Below are 17,940 nucleotides of genomic sequence, written 5' to 3'. Positions count from 1 at the left end.
CGACTGTACTTTTTGATATATATAGGTACTAATCTTTGGAGTCACAAGCAAGATGCTTGCGATAGTTTGGGCACGTATGCGCAAAGGTAAAAGCTAACACAATAAAATGGGCCTGACGTACACTCCAAAAAAAAAGAGGACTCCAAATCCTCTTGAAATCCTTCAAATTATTTCACGATAACTCCATAGGATTGGAAGTAAAGCGGTTCTCCCGAAAAGTGGGACAGGCAGTTCAACCGCGGCTTCATTGTTGGCTTTTCAAGCCCAACGAATCCTTAGCTGTTAGGCGTAGTTTTTATTTCTTACTTGTTTTAATATTTCATAAATTTCTTTCGCAACAATTATATCGTTCTCCGTTGGATTCGGTTCTGTTCTCAAGTCTACACCTAACATACCTTCCCATTCTAAATGAAGTTTTACATTTTTAAATTTGAATCTATAATAACCAGAATCAAAGAATCCAGGATAATATGTTATCTTTTCGACATTTAAAGTTTCATCTAATAGTTCTGCTCCAAAATTTAAAAACTCACTATAATCTCCATCTTCTTCAATATTAAACTTCCATTGATTTGAATGGGATAAATAATATGAATCTTTTACAATTTCTAGATTATTTATTTCATTTAAAATATTTTGCTTTGCTTGAATTTCAAATTTAGAATGAAAATATTTTGTCTTAAATATTTGATTTAAATTCAAAAAATGATTTAAAATTCCAATTCTCCCTTTATTGTAAATTACACTAGGGTAGTATAAGAATTCCAAACGAATATTTTTGCTATAATCTTTGTAAACTTCTTCTTGTTTTCCTAAAATTGAAAGGTCTGCGTCGGTAAAATAGTTTGTATCTAAATCAGTATTGTCTTCGTGCTTTTTTGTTGCTAAAATTTGAGATGTACAGTTTTCAATAATTGGATTTGGTACATTTAATTGTTTCATTCTCTTTTCTGCAAGTTTAGCACTTTGTTCTTCGTTGTCTGATTTTAAAACGTTATAAATTATATCGTGATAAAATAATGTAAACAAAATCGTATTCCAATTTTCAATTTTGTCTTTCACTACAAGAAGTTCATTTAATAAATTTTCAAGGTGTGAAAGGGTGTGATAGTGTCTTTTTTTGTCTAAATAATTCAGTTCAATTTCATTCCATAGTTCATTTTTTAAACGATTGTCGTCTGAGTAATTTGTCAAAAGTTCTATGTATGTTTCTTTTAGCACGGTGTTTCTGTAAAATTACGCACAACTTGTACATAACATCAAATATATGCAACTTTCCCAATGTTTAACACAATAAACCTTAAGTTTTTTCTGGTAATTAAATTATATATGAAATCAAAACCCGAAATTGCCCCTGACAGTAGCGACAGCCCTGACTGAAGAAAAGCTGTTTTTTGCGGGAGTAGCAAAGCGACCAAAGGAAGCTCTTGCTGCAACCTAGCAAAAAAAGCTTTTTGAAGGAGGGCTACAGTGAATGGAGGGAATAGGCCCTGAAAATTATTAGGCTGTGCTTTAATTTTAATTAATTGGGTAGCAGTTCTACCTCAGCATTTGGATTAAAAAGATACATTTTTCCAGAGCTGATTTCGAGACATTCAAAGCGTTTGGTTCTTACCGCTATTTTCTTGAAAATTTTTCCGTTTTCGATTCTGAAAACGCTGCCGTAAGGAATCTCAAAGATGTAGTTTTTGTCGTTCTTGGCGTCAAATTGTTTCAATGCCAAAGCCAAAGTAGCATCTGTATCGCTACTGGCGCTAGGATTCCTGAAATGTCTTGCCAATAAAGGTAAAAGTTGATTGGGAAAAATCTCTGGACGGATATATGGAACCATCAATTGCTGAAAGGTATATTTCCATTCGTTACCATGGGGTTTGATATTTCGACCAAATTTTTCAAAAGCAACGAGATGCGAGATTTCATGAATCAGCGTAATCAAAAAACGATACTTATTCAAACTTCCGTTTACGGTAATTTCATGTTTCCCGTTCATGGCTTTTCGATAATCACCATGACGAGTAGCACGTTCGTTAACTATTTTTAAATGTACCGCATGGGTCACAATCAGTTCAAAAGCGGGTTTGACCGCGTGACCAGGAAGATATTTTATTAAGGTTTCGCTCAATTTTACAAATATTGTGAGATAAAATTAATATTTTAAATATTTTCCATATCGCTCATTTACATCACTTTTAAGAACACCAAATTTATCGAAAAAATTATCATGATTCTTACTGCTATCTAAAACCCCATTTTCTAACTGTCTTACAATTCTTTCTTCAATTTTTAAATCTTTAGCCTTTTGAATATATTCTAGGCTGCCTTTATAATTATTTAATACTTGATAGCTTGATGCAATATTTATATAGCAAGCCCAAGTTCCAACAATTTGCTTATCGTCATTAATATCAAATTCAGCAGCATACTCTTTCATCTTTGAAACAAAATCCTTCATAATCACAGTTACTTTTGTGGTATATTGAAAACCTTGAGTTTCATTTTCGTTTTTGACCATATCTGTAGTAGACCCCGTTAATGTTTTATATTTATCAATATAATTAATATTATTTTTTTTATTTGAAAAATCCTCTTGAATCTTTTCTTCAATTTTTGATTTTTCCTTTAACAAATCAATCTCTGTATTTATTTTGACAAACGTTGGGTGCTTTGTTTCTTTAGATATTTTATAAAAAGTAAAAGAAGAATTTCTATTATAAAATTTAACGTCTAACCATTGAGTAAGCTCCGCTGAAACATTCTGTTCAATTGAATGAATTAAATCATTCCCCATAAGACTCTTGTCTAAATATTTACTCAAATAATCTTTGGCTTCAGTTTCAGTTTTAAAGGATGCAATGGTATTATCTCCAACGTCAAAACTATTAAAATTATTCTCAATTGTTTTTTGTTTTGATAAAAAAATCTCACCTGTTAAACTGTTTTTTAAAGTATAGATAAGATCGTATCGATAAGAAACATTATAAGCATATGGGTTCTCCCTTAAATCACTTTTATTAATTTTTCCGACAAAAGCAACATTATCTACCAAAACATCTACTATAAAATTACTTGCGTTCTTTTTCTGAACTATATTAATTGTATAATCTTTTAAGGCCAGATTTCTAACAGAGAACAACAACTGCGATTTTTTAAAAAAAGTATTAAAACTTAAGGCTTCAATAGTGCGCACTTGCAAACCGTCCACAATTATACTTTTGGGTTTATTAGACAAATTCACATCAACTTCATAAGAATCATATGGTTGTGGTATATACGCTTCAGGATAACTATAATTAAAAAAACTTAAATTATTAGACTTTGCTGACTGAGCCAATAAGACAGGACTTAAAGAACTAAAAAATAAAAAAAATAAAACTTTACTTGTTTTTAACATATTTCAAAATTTATAAATAATACAATTATACTACAAAATTACGGATTTGTCGAAGAAACCTGCAATACTTTTCCGTTGAAATATTTATTCCCCGTTAACGTAAAATCATAGATGTAATCTGCCATTTCGTTTGCTTTGATTGGCGCTTGGTATCCTGGAAAAGCCTCTTCTAACATTTCTGTTTGTACTGCTCCCAAAGCCAACACATTAAATGAAATGCCTCTTTCTTTATATTCTTCGGCTAACAACTCTGACAAGGTGATTACCGCTCCTTTGCTCGAGCTATACGCAGCAAGTCCGGGAAATTTCAAACTGCCTTGAATCCCGCCCATTGAACTTATAGTTACAACATGACTTCCTTTTTGTAAGTAAGGCAAGCAAATTCTGGTTAGATTGGCAACGGCAAAAACGTTGACTTTATATACATTTTCAAAATCTTCTTGCGTGATCTCCGCAAATGGTTTAGACAAGAAACTCCCTGCATTGTGTACAATGGCATCTACGGTTTTCCATGATGTAGACAGCACGTTTTCGACTTTCGCTAAGTCGGATTCACTTGATAAATCAACTGAAATACAGCTGATGTTTTCATGTTCTATTAGTATCCTTGGTGTTTTTCTAGAAATGGCCAATACTTGATATCCTGCATTAGCAAATTTCAATGCTAATTCATAGCCAATTCCTCTACTTGTTCCCGTTATAATAATCTTTTTCATCTAGCAAAAATAAACAAAACCATTAAAACCCACTACTTAAAACTTGGGATTATTATTTTTATCGAAAGAGACAAACGTATTAAATTATTTTTAATTTTGTCGAACAAACCAACCTTGATCCATAACCGTAAAATGATAGAGAACATAGCATTAGAAATCGCAACACTTCAAGACATTGAAAGTGTTTTGTTATTGCAAGAATTGTATCTTGTTTCTAATTTAACGGACGAAGAAAAAAAAGCTGGTTTTGTAACTACACCTTTTACTGTTGCACAATTAACAGAAGTAATGGCCAACCAAGGCTTGTTTATAGCCAAAGACGGTAACAAAGTGATCGCTTATATATTTGCCGAAAGTTGGACCTTTTTTAATCAATGGCCTATTTTTACTTATATGTGTACATTATTTCCAACTCTTTCTTTTGAACATTTTAAAATCGTCACCACAACCAATAGTTTTCAATATGGTCCTATTTGTATTCATGCTGATTATAGAGGAAAGGGTTTAATACGGCCACTATTTGAATTAATGAGAAGTAATATGGTCGCCAAATTCTCGCTGGGTTTGACTTTCATCAACAAAAAGAATATTCCTTCCTTAAAAGCACATACCGAAAAATTGAATTGGACAATTATAGGCGAATTTCAATTTAACAACAATGAATACAACATACTGGCTTACGATATGAATAAAGCTATCTAATATACTTTTTGTACACTTTATACCCTTGCAAACAAGCCAAAACAATAAAAACTAAAGGTATTATTATTGCGAATAGGCATTTTAAAAAATGAGCTCCGCTCTGAGCAATGGTATTTAAAAAAAAGACAAATCCCATCATTCCGGCAAAAGTCCCCACCAATGTGCCGCCAACGTAATAAAATTTAAATGTAGTTGTAATGTAGTTTCCATTGATCAAATACAAATTCCATCCCGTCCAAAATGGGACTTGCAGAAAATTAATACTACTTAATAACAGTCCAATTAAAAAAGGAGAATAAATCATATACTTTTGCAAATAATTAGAATTTGCTGCAGTTTGATTCGAATAAGAGTAAAACGAGTACGCCAAAAATAATAAAAAGAAAACACCAAAAACATCAATTACCCGCATTAATTTGATATTACTCACCAACCGATTTGCAAAAATTAGCGTGAAGTAAACTACGAAAGCTTCAACAAAAATAACCCCTAACAAATACTGAACTACGTTTTCAATTCCAAATTCAGCGTAGATTTGAAATCCAATAATATTTAAATACCCTAACGGAATCGAGCCTATAAAGCTCACTATAAAACCGACTAGAATATTCTTGATTGCCTTCATTCTCTTAGAAATTTACAATTTTATTGCTTTGTTCAAGATGCATGCGATATTCTTTCATACCCGCTTTATGTTCTAAATAAGGCACACCACTTTTATTATTAGCTACACTGATCTCATACATATAGGTAATGTGTCGCGCTAATTCCTTCCAGGCAAAAAACAAAGAATGCCTTGGGTCATAAATATGTGTTGGCTCGCTTGCTGCCCCATTTAATTCTACAATAGCGAAGTTTTTACCGTTTTCCAATTCGTCAAAAGACTTGTACATCACGTCCATTCTCCCAAAGTAGAATCCTGGGATCTGCAAACACATTCCGTTGATAGTTTCTTCCAACTTTTCAGTAATCCAGTGGCTCCCATCTAAAAATTTTGCTCCTCTGGCATGATTACCATATGGCACAAGGTTTAATTTTTCACCTTTTGGTAAAACCTTTAAAAGCCTGTTACCATATTCTCGCTTCAATACTTTTAACTGTAATTCGTAACGCGGATTCGATTTTATCAATTCTTCAACTGTAGCAACCCCGTTTCCGGTTACAATTAGAAACTCCTTAGAAACGATACCCGTTATTTTGCCTTTTTTTTCATTGGGATACCGAACATAAAAGATTCCCACTTCATTTTGAAACGGAATCAAATCTTGCACCACAAAATCAAAATTTGCCTTTAATGCATATTGTTGTAAATCTTCTAGGGTATTTATTTTCTTTACCCCTGAACCTCGCAAACCTACGTCTGGCTTTGCAATGAAAGGATAGTGGATATTCGATTTCTTGATTATTATCTTAATTTCTTCTAAGGCAGTTCCTTCTTTTATAAGTTCCGTTTTTGGGTAATACTGTTGCGGAATCAAATCATAAATTGCTTTTTTTGATTCCATAATAAATCCTCCGTTTTTGATCGTCGGATTGGATGCATTAAAGAAAAAAATGGATTTTGCTTTGACAGCATAAAAAGCCCAAAGAAAATAAATAGGAATATACACAACCTGAAAAGGCCAATATTCCCAATGCGTCACCTTATGTAGTAGTAATTTCAATGTCGTAGATTAAATAGTGATAAATGAGATACTGAAATCTTCTTGGGTAATCAAGTCATGATGTACTATAGTCGCTTTATTTTTTTCGATTATAGTCTGGGTAATACTTAAGGTTTTCAATCCTTCGTTTCTATTAATAACCAAGCCATTTTCTTGATCTCCCTCTTCAGTATACCGATGAAAACCATACATTTCGACCTCTGATAACATGTTGTTTTTTTCTAAAAAAGCTTGAAATAAATCAGCGCGTTCTTCTCTGATTTCCTTTGGATACAAAGTGGAAGAAGACCAAATGTGCTTTTCGTTTACATCTAACTTTATGGCTTCTTTATCAGCTCCATTCCAGCGAAGTTGAAAAAGTTCCTGATCCTGAAATAACACTATGGTAAAAGGTTCTATACGATCCAGATCAATTGTATTCCAATAATCTCGTGGCGATCTAGTACCAATAATATCTAAAACAATCAACCCACGGCTTTTCCTGTAGTTAAAGCCCGCGACATGCTTTTCATTAGCTCCATTCAACAAAACCAGCACCGTACCATTTTCATCAACGACATACCAAGTCCCCCCCGCTTTGGGATCTTTCGGGTAAATAACATTCTTGCCATTTACCGTATAGTTTTTTGGAGGAAGTGCACTAGGTCTCATTAACTGTTCGTCCCGATTTGACGTAATGATAATTTTAGTATCGGTTTTTATAAAACTTACTGTGCACATTGATTTCTATAATCAATAGTGGAACGGGCAACACCAAAATTTTCATTTACAAATATAGTTTCACTTTGTAAAACGGCTACCTTTATTAACGCCTGATGATGAATACAATGTTCCAAGTTATAAAGTAATTCTCTAAAGTAGTTACTTTGAATTCTAAGTTCTTCGTTGTCAATAATTTGTTGCAACTCGATTATTTTATTTTCTTTTTCCAATAAACGCTGAATAGTTACAATTTGCGAAATTGCAAAAGTAGCATCTGTTTGAATTAGAATATTTCTTGGTCTTTTATCATAATTTACAATCCCAGAGCAATAATTATTTTCTAGACATTGAAACATTTCGACAATATGTCTGGTATGCTCCCCAATGGTGGAATTACTTAACAATTGACAAGGTTTAGAAAACTCGGCATTTGACAGCTGCTCGAGTAAATCAATCAGTTCGTTCAAACTATTTTTTATGGAAGGAATAAGCATCTTATATTTTTAATTTTAATAAATTGGGTATTTTATTCCTGTTTTGATACACTAAAATAGAACGACAAAGAAAGGTAATCAATGCCAGAATAAAAAGTGTCCCTCCATCGTTTTGGACTTCAATTCCTAGGACAAAAAGATGTAACACAATAGCGTCACGCTCTATTTTAAAGACTTTGCCGCCGCAACCAATAAATCATTAGAAATTCTATGTTTATAATCAGGCGTAATGTGCTCAAAATCAATTTCCCCCGCCAAATTTACAATAAAAACAGATGGAATCGGTAGAAAAGTGCTGTTCATGCCATCTGATCCTTTTGCCAAAATAGTCTTATAGTTTCCAGGAGCTTGAAAAGCAATACCCATTGCTTTTGCTAATTCTCCAGTACTGTCTGACAATAAAAGATAGTTTATCTTATCCTTTTCTTCAGTTGCTTTTAAGTTCTTTGGCGAGTCTGGACTGATGGCAATAATCTGATATCCTAAATCTAATAATTCTTTTTCGGCTTCCGCCAATGCTGCCAAGTGGAGGTTACAATAAGGACACCAACCTCCACGATAAAAAACCAAAACAGTTTTCTTTTTGCTGAAAAGCGTTTCTAAACTAACGGAATTATTGTCGATTGTTTTTAATGTGATATTCGGAATTTTTTCTCCAATCAATAATGGAGCTGCATCTGTAGCTGACTTTGGCAAGTCATTTTGCGCATTTACCATTAATCCAATTGCTAATAAAACGAAGCTTAGTATTTTTTTCATGATTCTATAATTTTATATCACAAAACTACTATTGAATTCTGAATTAAAATGTCGGCTAGATTACAATTCCCATAAAAAATTTATAATGTGGTAATATCTGCTATAATAATTTCTTTTCTATTATAGAGCAACGTCCCTTTTGCTTCCATTTCGTTGAGCAATTGTGTCGCTGTTTGTCTTGAGGTACAAATGATTTGGGCAATATCATTTTGTGTTAGATAATTTTCAATAATCACTTTATTTCCTATTTGCGTTCCTTCTTTCTCTGCCCAATCTTTTAGAAATAAAACCAATCTGGTTTTAGCATCCTTCGAAATCAGATTAGAATAGCTGTTCTTGATGCGCTTCATTTTCAATCCTACAATTTTAGTATAAGACAACGCTAAACCAGGATTCTTTAATAACACCTCTTCAAAATCAGAAAGGAGAAAACTGCAAATTGCTACATCATCAGAAAGTACTTTAGCATATTCATTGCTTTCGCCATCTGTTTCTAAAGTAAGTTCCCCAAACAAATCTCCTTTTTTAATAATATCTTTAATTGTTTCATTACCATCTTCATCAACAGCTACGATTTTGATATTTCCTTTTTTCAAGACAAAAATTCTTGGTACATCCGAAGAGGAAAAATAAATAATCTCCCCTTTTTTTGCTTCTTTAAACCCCATGATGATGCACAACTGCTTCATTTGTTTAAAACTTAAAGTTCTAAACAATTTATGATCTCGTAAATACCAATATTTTAAATCTTCATCCATAAAACACAGTTTGACGGTAAATGTAGCGCTATTTTACAACTAAAAAACCATTAAAAGGTTAAGCGTCATTAAGTAACTTACTACTTAATTTCTTAATCCCTTAATGGTTTAAATTATTTTGAATGCTTATTTCGAATGCTAGGAAACCAAAGTTCTCGAAATTACAATGCGTTGTATTTCTGAAGTTCCCTCATATATCTGGGTGATTTTAGCATCACGCATCATACGTTCTACATGGTATTCTGCTACGTACCCATTACCTCCATGAATTTGAACCGCTTCAATTGTGGTATCCATCGCCGTTTGAGAAGCAAATAATTTTGCCATAGCACCAGATTGAGAAATATCCATTCCTTGATCTTTTTCGGCAGCTGCTTTAAGACATAACATTTTAGCTGCCATGATTTGAGTTGCCATATCAGCTAGTTTAAATGCAATAGCTTGATGTTTGAAAATTTCCTTTCCGAAAGCTTTACGCTCTTGAGAATATTTTAATGCTAATTCATAAGATCCAGTTGCAATCCCTAATGCCTGAGAAGCGATCCCTATTCTACCACCATTTAATACGGCCATAGCAAATGCAAAACCAAAACCGTCAGCTCCAATTCTATTTTCCTTTGGTACTTTCACATCAGAAAACATTAAAGAATGCGTATCCGATCCACGAATTCCCATTTTCTTTTCTTTTATTCCAATATCAAAACCAGCCCAACCTTTTTCAACTATAAAAGCATTAATTCCTTTATGCCCTTTTTCGACATCCGTTTGTGCAATTACGATATAAGTAGATGCCGAAGAACCGTTAGTAATCCAGTTTTTAGTACCATTCAATAAATAATGATCTCCTTTATCAATAGCAGTTGTTTTTTGAGAAGTGGCATCTGATCCCGCTTCTGGCTCAGACAAACAAAAAGCACCAATTACGTCTCCTTTAGCGAGAGGAACTAAATACTTCATTTTTTGTTCTTCGTTACAGTATTTTTCTAATCCTGCACATACTAATGAATTATTAACAGACATTATAACTGCTGACGAAGCGTCAATTTTAGCTATTTCAGTAATTGCCAAAACATAAGAAATACTATCTAATCCAGAGCCACCGTATTTAGGATCAACCATCATACCCATAAATCCAAGTTCGGCCATTTTTTTGACCTGCTCTGTTGGAAATTTTGAAAATTCATCTCTCTCAATTACCCCTGGTAACAATTCGTTTTGAGCAAAATCTCTAGCGGCTTGTTGAATCATTAACTGTTCTTCTGTTAGATTAAAATCCATAACTGTATTTCTTTTATTAATTTATTTAATTCCAAAGACAAAACAAAATGTTCAAAATATCGAATTTAAAATGAAATCCGAGCCTGGTTTACATTGTTTTTGGGTTTAGAATAGACTCTTGTTACACGTTGTTTAATTTGTCTTGCCTATTGTTTAAAAAACGTAGTCAAAGATACTTTTTTCTTATCAAATTATCAATTTTGATTTGTATTTTTGGATAATGAAAGAAGAATACTATAACGTTATCGGGGTGATGTCTGGAACTTCTCTCGACGGAGTTGATTTAGCTCATATCGAATTTTCGATTTTGAATAATGTGTGGCATTTTAAAATCAAAGAAACAGCTACTATACCTTACAGTAAGGACTGGATTAATACCTTAAAATCAGCTGTTAATTTTTCTGAAATAGCATTAGCAAATCTAAATAAGGAATACACTTTATTATTAGCCAATATAATTAATGTGTTTATAGAAAAGCATGCTATAACAAACTTAGATGCGGTATGCTCTCACGGACATACAATTTTGCATCAACCACAAAAAGGCATAACCTTACAAATAGGTAATCTACCTATTATTGCATCTTTAATACACCAAAAGGTAGTTTGCGATTTTAGAATTCAAGATGTGCAGTTAGGAGGACAAGGTGCTCCTTTAGTTCCTATTGGTGATCAAATCTTATTTTCAGAATATGATTATTGCATGAATCTAGGTGGTTTTTCAAATGTATCATTTGAAGAAAACAGCAACAGAATTGCCTTTGATATTTCGCCAGTAAATACGGTTTTGAATTATTATGCAAATCAGCTGGGTTTAGATTATGATGACAAAGGCCAAATTGCAAAACAAGGCAATACAAATATTGATTTGTTTAAACAGCTAAATGAATTAGAATTTTATAAAAAAGCACATCCCAAATCATTAGGTTTTGAATTTGTAAAAGAAACGGTTTTACCAATTATCGAATCCTATGAAATAACCATAAAAGACAAACTAAATACCTTCACTGAGCATATCGCAAAACAAATCTCAGAGGCGCTTCCATCAAGAAAAGGTAGCTTATTTATTACAGGCGGAGGCGCTTACAATCAACACCTTATATCTCGTATACAATTTTACCTGCCCGAAATAAATATTATCATTCCAGACAACGAAATTTTAGAATTTAAAGAGGCGTTAATCTTTGGTCTTTTAGGCGTTTTAAGATTAAAAAATAAAGTCAACGTTTTAAAAAGCGTAACAGGAGCTTCAAAAAATCATAGTTCAGGAGTAATTTGTGAATTTTAAATTCGTTTTTATCTGTTTTTAAGCTAAAATCAAATAAAATCGATAATTCTATAGGTATCACAAAAATTCTACGATTAATTAACAAGATTCGTTTAATTTTGTGCGTTACACTTATCTTATAATTAAACAATTAAAAAAAATTAGTATGAAAAAACTATTATCATTACTTACTCTTATCATAGCCTTGCAGTTCAATACCGCAACGGCGCAACAACAATTTATTGTTAACGGCGTAGAAATCCCAAGAACATTGGAATTTAAAGGAAAAACAATGTCGCTAAACGGTGTTGGTCAGCGTTCAAAATTCTGGACAGAACTTTATGTTCAAGCTTTATATTTAACGATATTATCTGAAGACGCAAAAGAAATATTAGACAGCAACACAGAGATGGCAATATCCTTGCACATTACATCAGGATTAATTAGCTCAAAAAAGTTATCTAAAGCGTTAGCAAAAGGGATGGAGAAATCTGTAGGAGAAGAAGGAATACAAAAATTTAGTAAAGAACTGGAAGAACTTGAAGCTTTATTAAGTACAGAGGAAACCAAAACGGGAGACGTTTTTGAATTAACATTTAACCCTTTAGACGAATCACTTTGGATTACTAAAAACAAAGATTATAAAGGAAAAATTAAAGGTTATGAGTTTAAAAAAGCCTTCTACGGAATCTGGTTGTCAGACAATCCGGTTGACAAAGGATTAAAAGAAGATTTATTAGGAAAATATTAATAAATCAATCTTTTTCATATTATTAGAAGAATAAACAATCCGCATAATTTCTTTTTTTATATTTGTCAAAAATAAACATATCGCAATAAATGAAAGATTTATTAAAGAAATTCGAAAATAAAGAGCCTGTAATAGTTTTTAATTGGAAAGATGCCGAAACCGAAGCCGAAGGGTGGACAGTTATCAACTCTCTTCGCGGTGGCGCAGCTGGTGGTGGAACAAGGATGAGAAAAGGTTTAGACATGAACGAAGTTCTGTCTTTAGCAAAAACAATGGAAGTAAAATTCACAGTTTCTGGTCCGGCTATTGGCGGTGCCAAATCTGGAATTAATTTCGATCCAAATGATCCTAGAAAAAAAGGCGTTTTACAACGTTGGTACAAAGCGGTATCTCCATTATTGAAAAGTTATTATGGAACGGGTGGTGATTTAAATGTCGATGAGATCCATGAAGTTATCCCAATGACCGAAGAATGCGGCGTTTGGCATCCACAAGAAGGAGTATTTAATGGTCATTTCAAACCTACTGAAGCGGACAAAATTAACAGAATTGGTCAATTGCGCCAAGGTGTGGTTAAAGTAATCGAAAACTCGAAATTCTCACCTGATGTTTCCAGAAAATATACCATTGCAGACATGATTACTGGGTATGGTGTTGCTGAAGCGGTACGTCATTATTACGCTACTTATGGAGGTGACGTGAAAGGTAAGAAAGCTATTGTACAAGGTTTTGGAAATGTAGGTTCAGCCGCTGCTTTCTATTTGGCTGAAATGGGTGCGAAAATTATTGGTATAATCGACAGAGATGGAGGTTTAATAAATGAAAATGGTTTTACTTTCGAAGAAATAAAAGCCTTATTCCTTGCCAAAGACGGAAACAAACTGGTTGCGCAAAACATGATTCCTTTTGAAGAAATCAATGAAAAAATATGGACAATCGGTGCTGAAATATTTACTCCTTGTGCAGCATCAAGATTAGTTGCTCAATCGCAAATTGACAGCCTAATCGCTAATGGACTAGAAGTAATTTCTTGTGGTGCCAACGTTCCTTTTGCAGATAAAGAAATCTTTTTTGGTCCGATAATGGAAGATGTAGATCACAAGGTAAGTTTGATTCCAGACTTTATATCCAATTGTGGTATGGCTCGTGTATTTGCTTATTTCATGGAGAAAAAAGTGCAAATGACAGACGAGGCTGTTTTCCAAGACACCTCAGAAATCATAAAAAAAGCAATTGAAAAAGCACACGCTTTAAACAGTTCTAAAACCAATATTAGTGCTACTGCTTTTGAAATAGCTTTAAAACAGTTAGTATAAGCACATAAATATATTTAAAATCTTTCATCCTGATTAGTTTGAAAGCATACTATTTAGTCAGTTCGACAAAACCGCCCAAAAAAGCGAATTCGTCGAACTGATTTTTTTTATTCCATTCACAAAAATTCTTTTTTACCACTTCATTCCCTCCTACTTTTTTAATATTTGTTTAGTATATTAATCTAAAAAACTAACAATTTTTATAATATATTAGCGTTTCCATAATAAAGAAAATTTGTATGAGTATATTTCTACAAGCAGATACCCTATCTGTTGCACAAGAAAATTTAGCCGAAGCGGTTCCAGTTGAAAAAACGTTATCCATTATCGAATTACTAACAAGCGGAGGATTAGCAGGTAACATTATCATGGCATCGCTATTTCTAATGTTTTTTGTTGCGCTTTATTTATATTTTGAGCGCTTAATGGCTATTAATGCTGCCTCAAAAATCGACGTTAACTTCATGGGACAAATTAGAGAAAATATTAAAAATGGCCGTATTGACAATGCAAAAATTGCTTGCGCGCATTCCAATTCACCTGTTGCCAGATTAATTGAGAAAGGAATCTCAAGAATTGGTAAGCCACTTGAAGATATTAATACCGCAATTGAAAACGCTGGGAAACTCGAAATTTACAAACTTGAAAAGAACGTGAGCATGTTAGCTACCATTTCAGGAGCAGGACCTATGACCGGTTTCTTAGGAACCGTAGTTGGGATGATTCAAGCTTTTCACAAGATGGCCAGTTCTGGCGGGCAAATAGAAGTTGGTGCACTATCCGAAGGTATTTACACCGCAATGACTACAACAGTTGTTGGTTTGGTGGTAGGAATTATAGCCTACGTTGGATACAATCATCTGGTTGTAAAAACAGATAAAATTGTACATCAGATGGAAGCCAATGCAGTTGACTTTTTAGACTTATTAAACGACCCAGCATAATTATGAATTTAAGAGGAAGAAATAAAGTTAGTGCAGAATTCAATATGTCGTCTATGACCGATATTGTTTTCCTATTGCTGATATTCTTTATGCTAACATCAACTATGGTCACCACCAATGCTTTAGACTTGGTACTACCAAAAGCAAAAGGAAAAACAGACAGTAATAAAAACATCGCAGTAAGTATCAATAAAAAATTAGAATTTTTCATTGATAAAGAACCAGTTTCAGAAGCTGAATTGGAATCAAAATTGTTATCCCTATTTACGGCTGATCAGGACAAGGCAATTATTTTAAGAGCTGAAGAAGGAGTGCCAATTGAAAAAGCAGTAAATGTTTTGGATATTGCAAATCGAAACCAAATCAAAGTTGTATTAGCGGTAAGACCTAAATAATCGCAGCTATCCTTCAAAAATAGATTTATTCTACATGAAATATATAGAAACAAAAGAAGAAAAAAAATCATTTACAATCACATCAGTCATTTTTGTGATTCTATTTGTTTTGTTCTTTTATTTAGGATTAACTTCTTTAGACCCACCTCCTGAGAACGGAATTGCGATAAACTTTGGAACTTCTGAGTTCGGATCTGGAAATATTCAACCGACAGAACCAATTCAATCTGCACCAATAGCAACTGCTGCAAAGCAAGCTGCATCAAGTAATGACGATATTCTTTCGCAGGATATTGAAGATGCTGTCGTGATGAAGCAAACCAAAAAAGTACAACCATCAAAAGAAACTGCAAAAGAAGAGATTAAACCAAAACCGAAAAAAAACCCTCAACCTTCAAAAAGTACCTCTGATGCACTATCAAGCATCTTAAACGGACCCAAATCAGATGGAAAAGCAAAAGGCGGAGAAGGAAACGACAATATTGCAGGAGATAAAGGAAGTTTAAATGGCGATCCTTACGCCAACAGCTATTATGGATCTGGAAGCGGTACCGGAAATGGTAGTGGATGGGGCTTAAATGGCAGAAGCATAAGTTCAAGAGGGAAAGAAGTACAAAAATGTAATGAATTTGGTACTGTTGTTGTACAAATAACGGTAAACAGAAGTGGAAACGTTATTGCTGCCAAATACACTAAAGGAACAACAAACACAAATCCTTGCTTAGTAGAACCAGCATTGGCAACAGCCAGAAAATACAGATGGCAACCTGATGACAATGCACCTGCAACACAAATTGGCTTTATTACCGTTAATTTCAAATTAGGAGAATAATTTCTTTTGATGTTTACAGATTCACTTATACAATCAGAGCCGACACTTTCAAGATTTTTAGACTTAACAAAATTAAGAAGCAATAAAACTTAACTTCTTAAAGGTTTTAAAAAATATATTTTTCTAAATTTGAAAAGTGTTTGCCCTACGACTCCAACCAATAATAAAACAAAATGAAGTATCAAGAAACTACAGATTGGATGTTTAACCAACTCCCTATGTACCAACTTCAGGGTGCGTCTGCCTATAAAAAGGATTTAACAAATACGCACTTACTAATCAATCATCTCGGTAATCCCCATAAGAAAGTACGATGCATACATGTTGCTGGCACAAATGGTAAAGGATCCACTTCCCATATGCTCGCATCCATACTTCAAGAAGCAGACTATAAAGTCGGGTTATACACATCTCCACACCTTAAAGATTTCAGAGAACGTATTAAAATAAACGGAGCTGATATCACAGAAAATTTCGTTTGTAATTTTATAAACGAAAACAAATCTTTTTTTGAATCGAATGACATCAGCTTTTTCGAAATGAGCGTTGGTATGGCGTTTGATTACTTTGCCAAAGAGAAAGTAGATATCGCTATTATCGAAGTTGGAATGGGCGGGCGATTAGACGCTACAAACATCATCACTCCCTTAATATCAATAATTACAAATATTGGCTTAGATCACACGCAGTTTCTCGGAAACACTATTAAATCTATAGCTGCTGAAAAAGCTGGCATTATAAAACCAAACATTCCTGTTGTTATTGGAGAATACACTTCTGAAACCAAAACCGTTTTTTTGGCTAAAGCCAAAGAAAATAACTCAGAAATCTATTTTGCTTCCGAATTGATTTCGGAAAGTTATCCTTCCGATTTAATGGGCGACTACCAAATTCATAATAAAAAAGCTGTTTTGCAGACTATTGCAATACTAAACTCCCAATCAGAGTTTAAAGTTACCAAAGATGATATTAAAACTGGACTTTTTAATGTGGTAAAAAACACTGGTCTTCAAGGAAGGTGGCAGCAACTGGGTGAATCGCCAAAAATCATTTGTGATACTGCACACAATAAAAACGGACTAGAGATTGTCTTGAATCAAATCAAAAAAGAGACATTTAAAAAATTGCATATCGTTTTAGGCGTGGTCAATGATAAAGATTTAGATCAAATACTACCCTTATTTCCAAAAAACGCTATTTATTATTTTTCGAAGCCAAATAATCCACGTGGATTAGACGCGACCATTTTAGCGGACAAAGCAAACCAACATGGCTTAACAGGAACAGTATTTAATTCAATTACAGAAGCTTATAAAAAAGCGCTGCAATCTGCTGAAGATACTGACTTAATATACATTGGTGGCAGTACCTTTGTGGTTGCAGAAATATTATAATTTTTTTTTATTTTTTACTTGTATATCTAAAAAAGAGACTTATATTTGCACTCGCAATAAGGAAATGAAAATTAACAAATTGTACTAGGGCGATTAGCTCAGCTGGTTCAGAGCACCTCGTTTACACCGAGGGGGTCGGGGGTTCGAACCCCTCATCGCCCACAAAAAACTCCATTATAAATAATGGAGTTTTTTTTATTTTTATTTTCAAAAATAAAAAAATAAGAATCAAGAGGCAAGAACAATCCTTAGCCCGTATGGCATTTGAAAAACATTTCTTGGCAATCAGACCCATATTAGCTGCCATATCGAGCGTTATTTCAGTAACTAAATTCATGTACTTAAGAGCTATTCTATCAAGTGCAGCCATTACCGTGCTATTATAGCACCAGCAATCATTGCCACTATCGCACCTTTTTTTTCCTATACCTGCTTTGTTAGTCACAATGGTGTAAAGTTCTCCATTGGAGACGAAGCTTCAACTATTGACAAACGCTTACGGATCATAACGAAAACCTGTGGAGTAGCAAAAATTAGGCATATATATTAGTTAGCCTAAAAAGGAAAAACTCAATGT

The 17,940-nt window shown here is 33.5% G+C and carries 20 protein-coding genes and 1 tRNA gene; 10 read left to right on the top strand and 11 right to left on the bottom strand.

What is annotated here, in order from left to right:
* Positions 1 to 282: 282 nt before the first annotated feature.
* From AC4PRO_RS09895 to AC4PRO_RS09880, 4 genes are all read right to left on the bottom strand, one after another.
* Positions 283 to 1,221 carry an HD domain-containing protein gene (locus AC4PRO_RS09895; protein WP_492117247.1) on the bottom strand — a complete coding sequence of 313 codons (939 nt, stop codon included), beginning with the start codon at positions 1,219 to 1,221 and terminating at the stop codon, positions 283 to 285.
* A 301-nt stretch (positions 1,222 to 1,522) separates the two neighbouring features.
* Positions 1,523 to 2,122: a SprT-like domain-containing protein gene (locus tag AC4PRO_RS09890; protein WP_492117246.1), complete on the bottom strand. Its 600-nt coding sequence runs from the start codon at positions 2,120 to 2,122 to the stop codon at positions 1,523 to 1,525.
* A gap of 24 nt (positions 2,123 to 2,146) precedes the next feature.
* Entirely contained in the window at positions 2,147 to 3,391 is a 1,245-nt protein-coding gene (locus tag AC4PRO_RS09885) for a hypothetical protein (RefSeq protein ID WP_492117245.1), read from the bottom strand.
* Between the two features lie 38 nt (positions 3,392 to 3,429).
* Positions 3,430 to 4,107 (bottom strand): SDR family NAD(P)-dependent oxidoreductase, encoded by a 678-nt coding sequence (locus AC4PRO_RS09880; protein ID WP_074724566.1) that lies wholly within the window; start codon positions 4,105 to 4,107, stop codon positions 3,430 to 3,432.
* Between the two features lie 132 nt (positions 4,108 to 4,239).
* On the opposite strand from AC4PRO_RS09880, the gene AC4PRO_RS09875 reads away from it, so the two are divergent.
* Positions 4,240 to 4,809, top strand: a complete 570-nt coding sequence (locus AC4PRO_RS09875) for a GNAT family N-acetyltransferase (protein WP_492117244.1) — start codon at positions 4,240 to 4,242, stop codon at positions 4,807 to 4,809.
* Here the strand turns inward: AC4PRO_RS09875 and AC4PRO_RS09870 are convergent.
* The 7 genes from AC4PRO_RS09870 to AC4PRO_RS09840 all read right to left on the bottom strand — a co-directional run bounded on the left by AC4PRO_RS09870 (position 4,802) and on the right by AC4PRO_RS09840 (position 10,464).
* Positions 4,802 to 5,434: a hypothetical protein gene (locus AC4PRO_RS09870; RefSeq protein WP_492117243.1), complete on the bottom strand. Its 633-nt coding sequence runs from the start codon at positions 5,432 to 5,434 to the stop codon at positions 4,802 to 4,804. The two genes, AC4PRO_RS09875 and AC4PRO_RS09870, sit on opposite strands and share 8 nt — an antisense overlap.
* 4 nt (positions 5,435 to 5,438) lie before the next feature.
* Positions 5,439 to 6,473, bottom strand: a complete 1,035-nt coding sequence (locus tag AC4PRO_RS09865) for a D-alanine--D-alanine ligase (RefSeq protein WP_492117242.1) — start codon at positions 6,471 to 6,473, stop codon at positions 5,439 to 5,441.
* A gap of 9 nt (positions 6,474 to 6,482) precedes the next feature.
* Complete coding sequence (locus tag AC4PRO_RS09860; protein WP_492117241.1) at positions 6,483 to 7,193, bottom strand: NRDE family protein; 711 nt, start codon at positions 7,191 to 7,193, stop codon at positions 6,483 to 6,485.
* Positions 7,181 to 7,669, bottom strand: a complete 489-nt coding sequence (locus AC4PRO_RS09855; protein WP_492117240.1) for a DinB family protein — start codon at positions 7,667 to 7,669, stop codon at positions 7,181 to 7,183. Before AC4PRO_RS09855 ends, AC4PRO_RS09860 begins: the two co-directional genes overlap by 13 nt.
* A 162-nt stretch (positions 7,670 to 7,831) precedes the next feature.
* Positions 7,832 to 8,428, bottom strand: a complete 597-nt coding sequence (locus AC4PRO_RS09850; RefSeq protein ID WP_492117239.1) for a peroxiredoxin-like family protein — start codon at positions 8,426 to 8,428, stop codon at positions 7,832 to 7,834.
* An 80-nt stretch (positions 8,429 to 8,508) separates the two neighbouring features.
* Positions 8,509 to 9,186, bottom strand: coding sequence for a Crp/Fnr family transcriptional regulator (locus tag AC4PRO_RS09845; RefSeq protein WP_492117238.1), 678 nt, complete (start codon positions 9,184 to 9,186; stop codon positions 8,509 to 8,511).
* A 138-nt stretch (positions 9,187 to 9,324) separates the two neighbouring features.
* The gene (locus AC4PRO_RS09840) at positions 9,325 to 10,464 is read right to left on the bottom strand and encodes an acyl-CoA dehydrogenase family protein (RefSeq protein WP_492117237.1); all 1,140 of its coding nucleotides are present in this window, start codon (positions 10,462 to 10,464) and stop codon (positions 9,325 to 9,327) included.
* 220 nt (positions 10,465 to 10,684) lie between these two features.
* Here AC4PRO_RS09840 and AC4PRO_RS09835 point away from each other — a divergent pair, with 220 nt between their 5' ends.
* From AC4PRO_RS09835 to AC4PRO_RS09795, 9 genes are all read left to right on the top strand, one after another.
* Positions 10,685 to 11,752, top strand: coding sequence for an anhydro-N-acetylmuramic acid kinase (locus AC4PRO_RS09835; protein WP_492117236.1), 1,068 nt, complete (start codon positions 10,685 to 10,687; stop codon positions 11,750 to 11,752).
* A 145-nt stretch (positions 11,753 to 11,897) separates the two neighbouring features.
* Entirely contained in the window at positions 11,898 to 12,482 is a 585-nt protein-coding gene (locus AC4PRO_RS09830) for a chalcone isomerase family protein (protein WP_492117235.1), read from the top strand.
* A gap of 89 nt (positions 12,483 to 12,571) precedes the next feature.
* Positions 12,572 to 13,798 carry a Glu/Leu/Phe/Val dehydrogenase dimerization domain-containing protein gene (locus tag AC4PRO_RS09825; protein WP_074724575.1) on the top strand — a complete coding sequence of 409 codons (1,227 nt, stop codon included), beginning with the start codon at positions 12,572 to 12,574 and terminating at the stop codon, positions 13,796 to 13,798.
* 239 nt (positions 13,799 to 14,037) lie between these two features.
* Positions 14,038 to 14,742 carry a MotA/TolQ/ExbB proton channel family protein gene (locus AC4PRO_RS09820; protein ID WP_074724576.1) on the top strand — a complete coding sequence of 235 codons (705 nt, stop codon included), beginning with the start codon at positions 14,038 to 14,040 and terminating at the stop codon, positions 14,740 to 14,742.
* Positions 14,743 to 14,744: 2 nt separating this feature from the next.
* Entirely contained in the window at positions 14,745 to 15,137 is a 393-nt protein-coding gene (locus AC4PRO_RS09815) for an ExbD/TolR family protein (RefSeq protein WP_492117234.1), read from the top strand.
* 34 nt (positions 15,138 to 15,171) lie between these two features.
* Complete coding sequence (locus AC4PRO_RS09810; protein ID WP_492117233.1) at positions 15,172 to 15,969, top strand: energy transducer TonB; 798 nt, start codon at positions 15,172 to 15,174, stop codon at positions 15,967 to 15,969.
* Positions 15,970 to 16,142: 173 nt separating this feature from the next.
* The gene (locus tag AC4PRO_RS09805) at positions 16,143 to 17,363 is read left to right on the top strand and encodes a bifunctional folylpolyglutamate synthase/dihydrofolate synthase (protein ID WP_492117232.1); all 1,221 of its coding nucleotides are present in this window, start codon (positions 16,143 to 16,145) and stop codon (positions 17,361 to 17,363) included.
* 87 nt (positions 17,364 to 17,450) lie between these two features.
* Positions 17,451 to 17,525: transfer RNA gene (locus AC4PRO_RS09800), tRNA-Val, on the top strand.
* Positions 17,526 to 17,620: 95 nt separating this feature from the next.
* Positions 17,621 to 17,749 (top strand): hypothetical protein, encoded by a 129-nt coding sequence (locus tag AC4PRO_RS09795; RefSeq protein WP_492117231.1) that lies wholly within the window; start codon positions 17,621 to 17,623, stop codon positions 17,747 to 17,749.
* Positions 17,750 to 17,940 lie beyond the last annotated feature (191 nt).

This window comes from Flavobacterium sp. DW-iso2 (genome assembly GCF_058725285.1).
Note: the sequence above shows the minus strand (reverse complement) of the source record. Positions and strands in the feature narration are given on the sequence as shown.

Excerpts from the sequence above, each read along its gene's own strand:
- AC4PRO_RS09885 (WP_492117245.1), bottom strand. The coding sequence starts at position 3,391 with ATGTTAAAAACAAGTAAAGTTTTATTTTTTTTATTTTTTAGTTCTTTA.
- AC4PRO_RS09880 (WP_074724566.1), bottom strand. The coding sequence starts at position 4,107 with ATGAAAAAGATTATTATAACGGGAACAAGTAGAGGAATTGGCTATGAA.
- AC4PRO_RS09875 (WP_492117244.1), top strand. The coding sequence starts at position 4,240 with ATGATAGAGAACATAGCATTAGAAATCGCAACACTTCAAGACATTGAA.
- AC4PRO_RS09870 (WP_492117243.1), bottom strand. The coding sequence starts at position 5,434 with ATGAAGGCAATCAAGAATATTCTAGTCGGTTTTATAGTGAGCTTTATA.
- AC4PRO_RS09860 (WP_492117241.1), bottom strand. The coding sequence starts at position 7,193 with ATGTGCACAGTAAGTTTTATAAAAACCGATACTAAAATTATCATTACG.
- AC4PRO_RS09855 (WP_492117240.1), bottom strand. The coding sequence starts at position 7,669 with ATGCTTATTCCTTCCATAAAAAATAGTTTGAACGAACTGATTGATTTA.
- AC4PRO_RS09850 (WP_492117239.1), bottom strand. The coding sequence starts at position 8,428 with ATGAAAAAAATACTAAGCTTCGTTTTATTAGCAATTGGATTAATGGTA.
- AC4PRO_RS09845 (WP_492117238.1), bottom strand. The coding sequence starts at position 9,186 with ATGGATGAAGATTTAAAATATTGGTATTTACGAGATCATAAATTGTTT.
- AC4PRO_RS09840 (WP_492117237.1), bottom strand. The coding sequence starts at position 10,464 with ATGGATTTTAATCTAACAGAAGAACAGTTAATGATTCAACAAGCCGCT.
- AC4PRO_RS09835 (WP_492117236.1), top strand. The coding sequence starts at position 10,685 with ATGAAAGAAGAATACTATAACGTTATCGGGGTGATGTCTGGAACTTCT.
- AC4PRO_RS09830 (WP_492117235.1), top strand. The coding sequence starts at position 11,898 with ATGAAAAAACTATTATCATTACTTACTCTTATCATAGCCTTGCAGTTC.
- AC4PRO_RS09825 (WP_074724575.1), top strand. The coding sequence starts at position 12,572 with ATGAAAGATTTATTAAAGAAATTCGAAAATAAAGAGCCTGTAATAGTT.
- AC4PRO_RS09820 (WP_074724576.1), top strand. The coding sequence starts at position 14,038 with ATGAGTATATTTCTACAAGCAGATACCCTATCTGTTGCACAAGAAAAT.
- AC4PRO_RS09815 (WP_492117234.1), top strand. The coding sequence starts at position 14,745 with ATGAATTTAAGAGGAAGAAATAAAGTTAGTGCAGAATTCAATATGTCG.
- AC4PRO_RS09810 (WP_492117233.1), top strand. The coding sequence starts at position 15,172 with ATGAAATATATAGAAACAAAAGAAGAAAAAAAATCATTTACAATCACA.
- AC4PRO_RS09805 (WP_492117232.1), top strand. The coding sequence starts at position 16,143 with ATGAAGTATCAAGAAACTACAGATTGGATGTTTAACCAACTCCCTATG.
- AC4PRO_RS09795 (WP_492117231.1), top strand. The coding sequence starts at position 17,621 with ATGGCATTTGAAAAACATTTCTTGGCAATCAGACCCATATTAGCTGCC.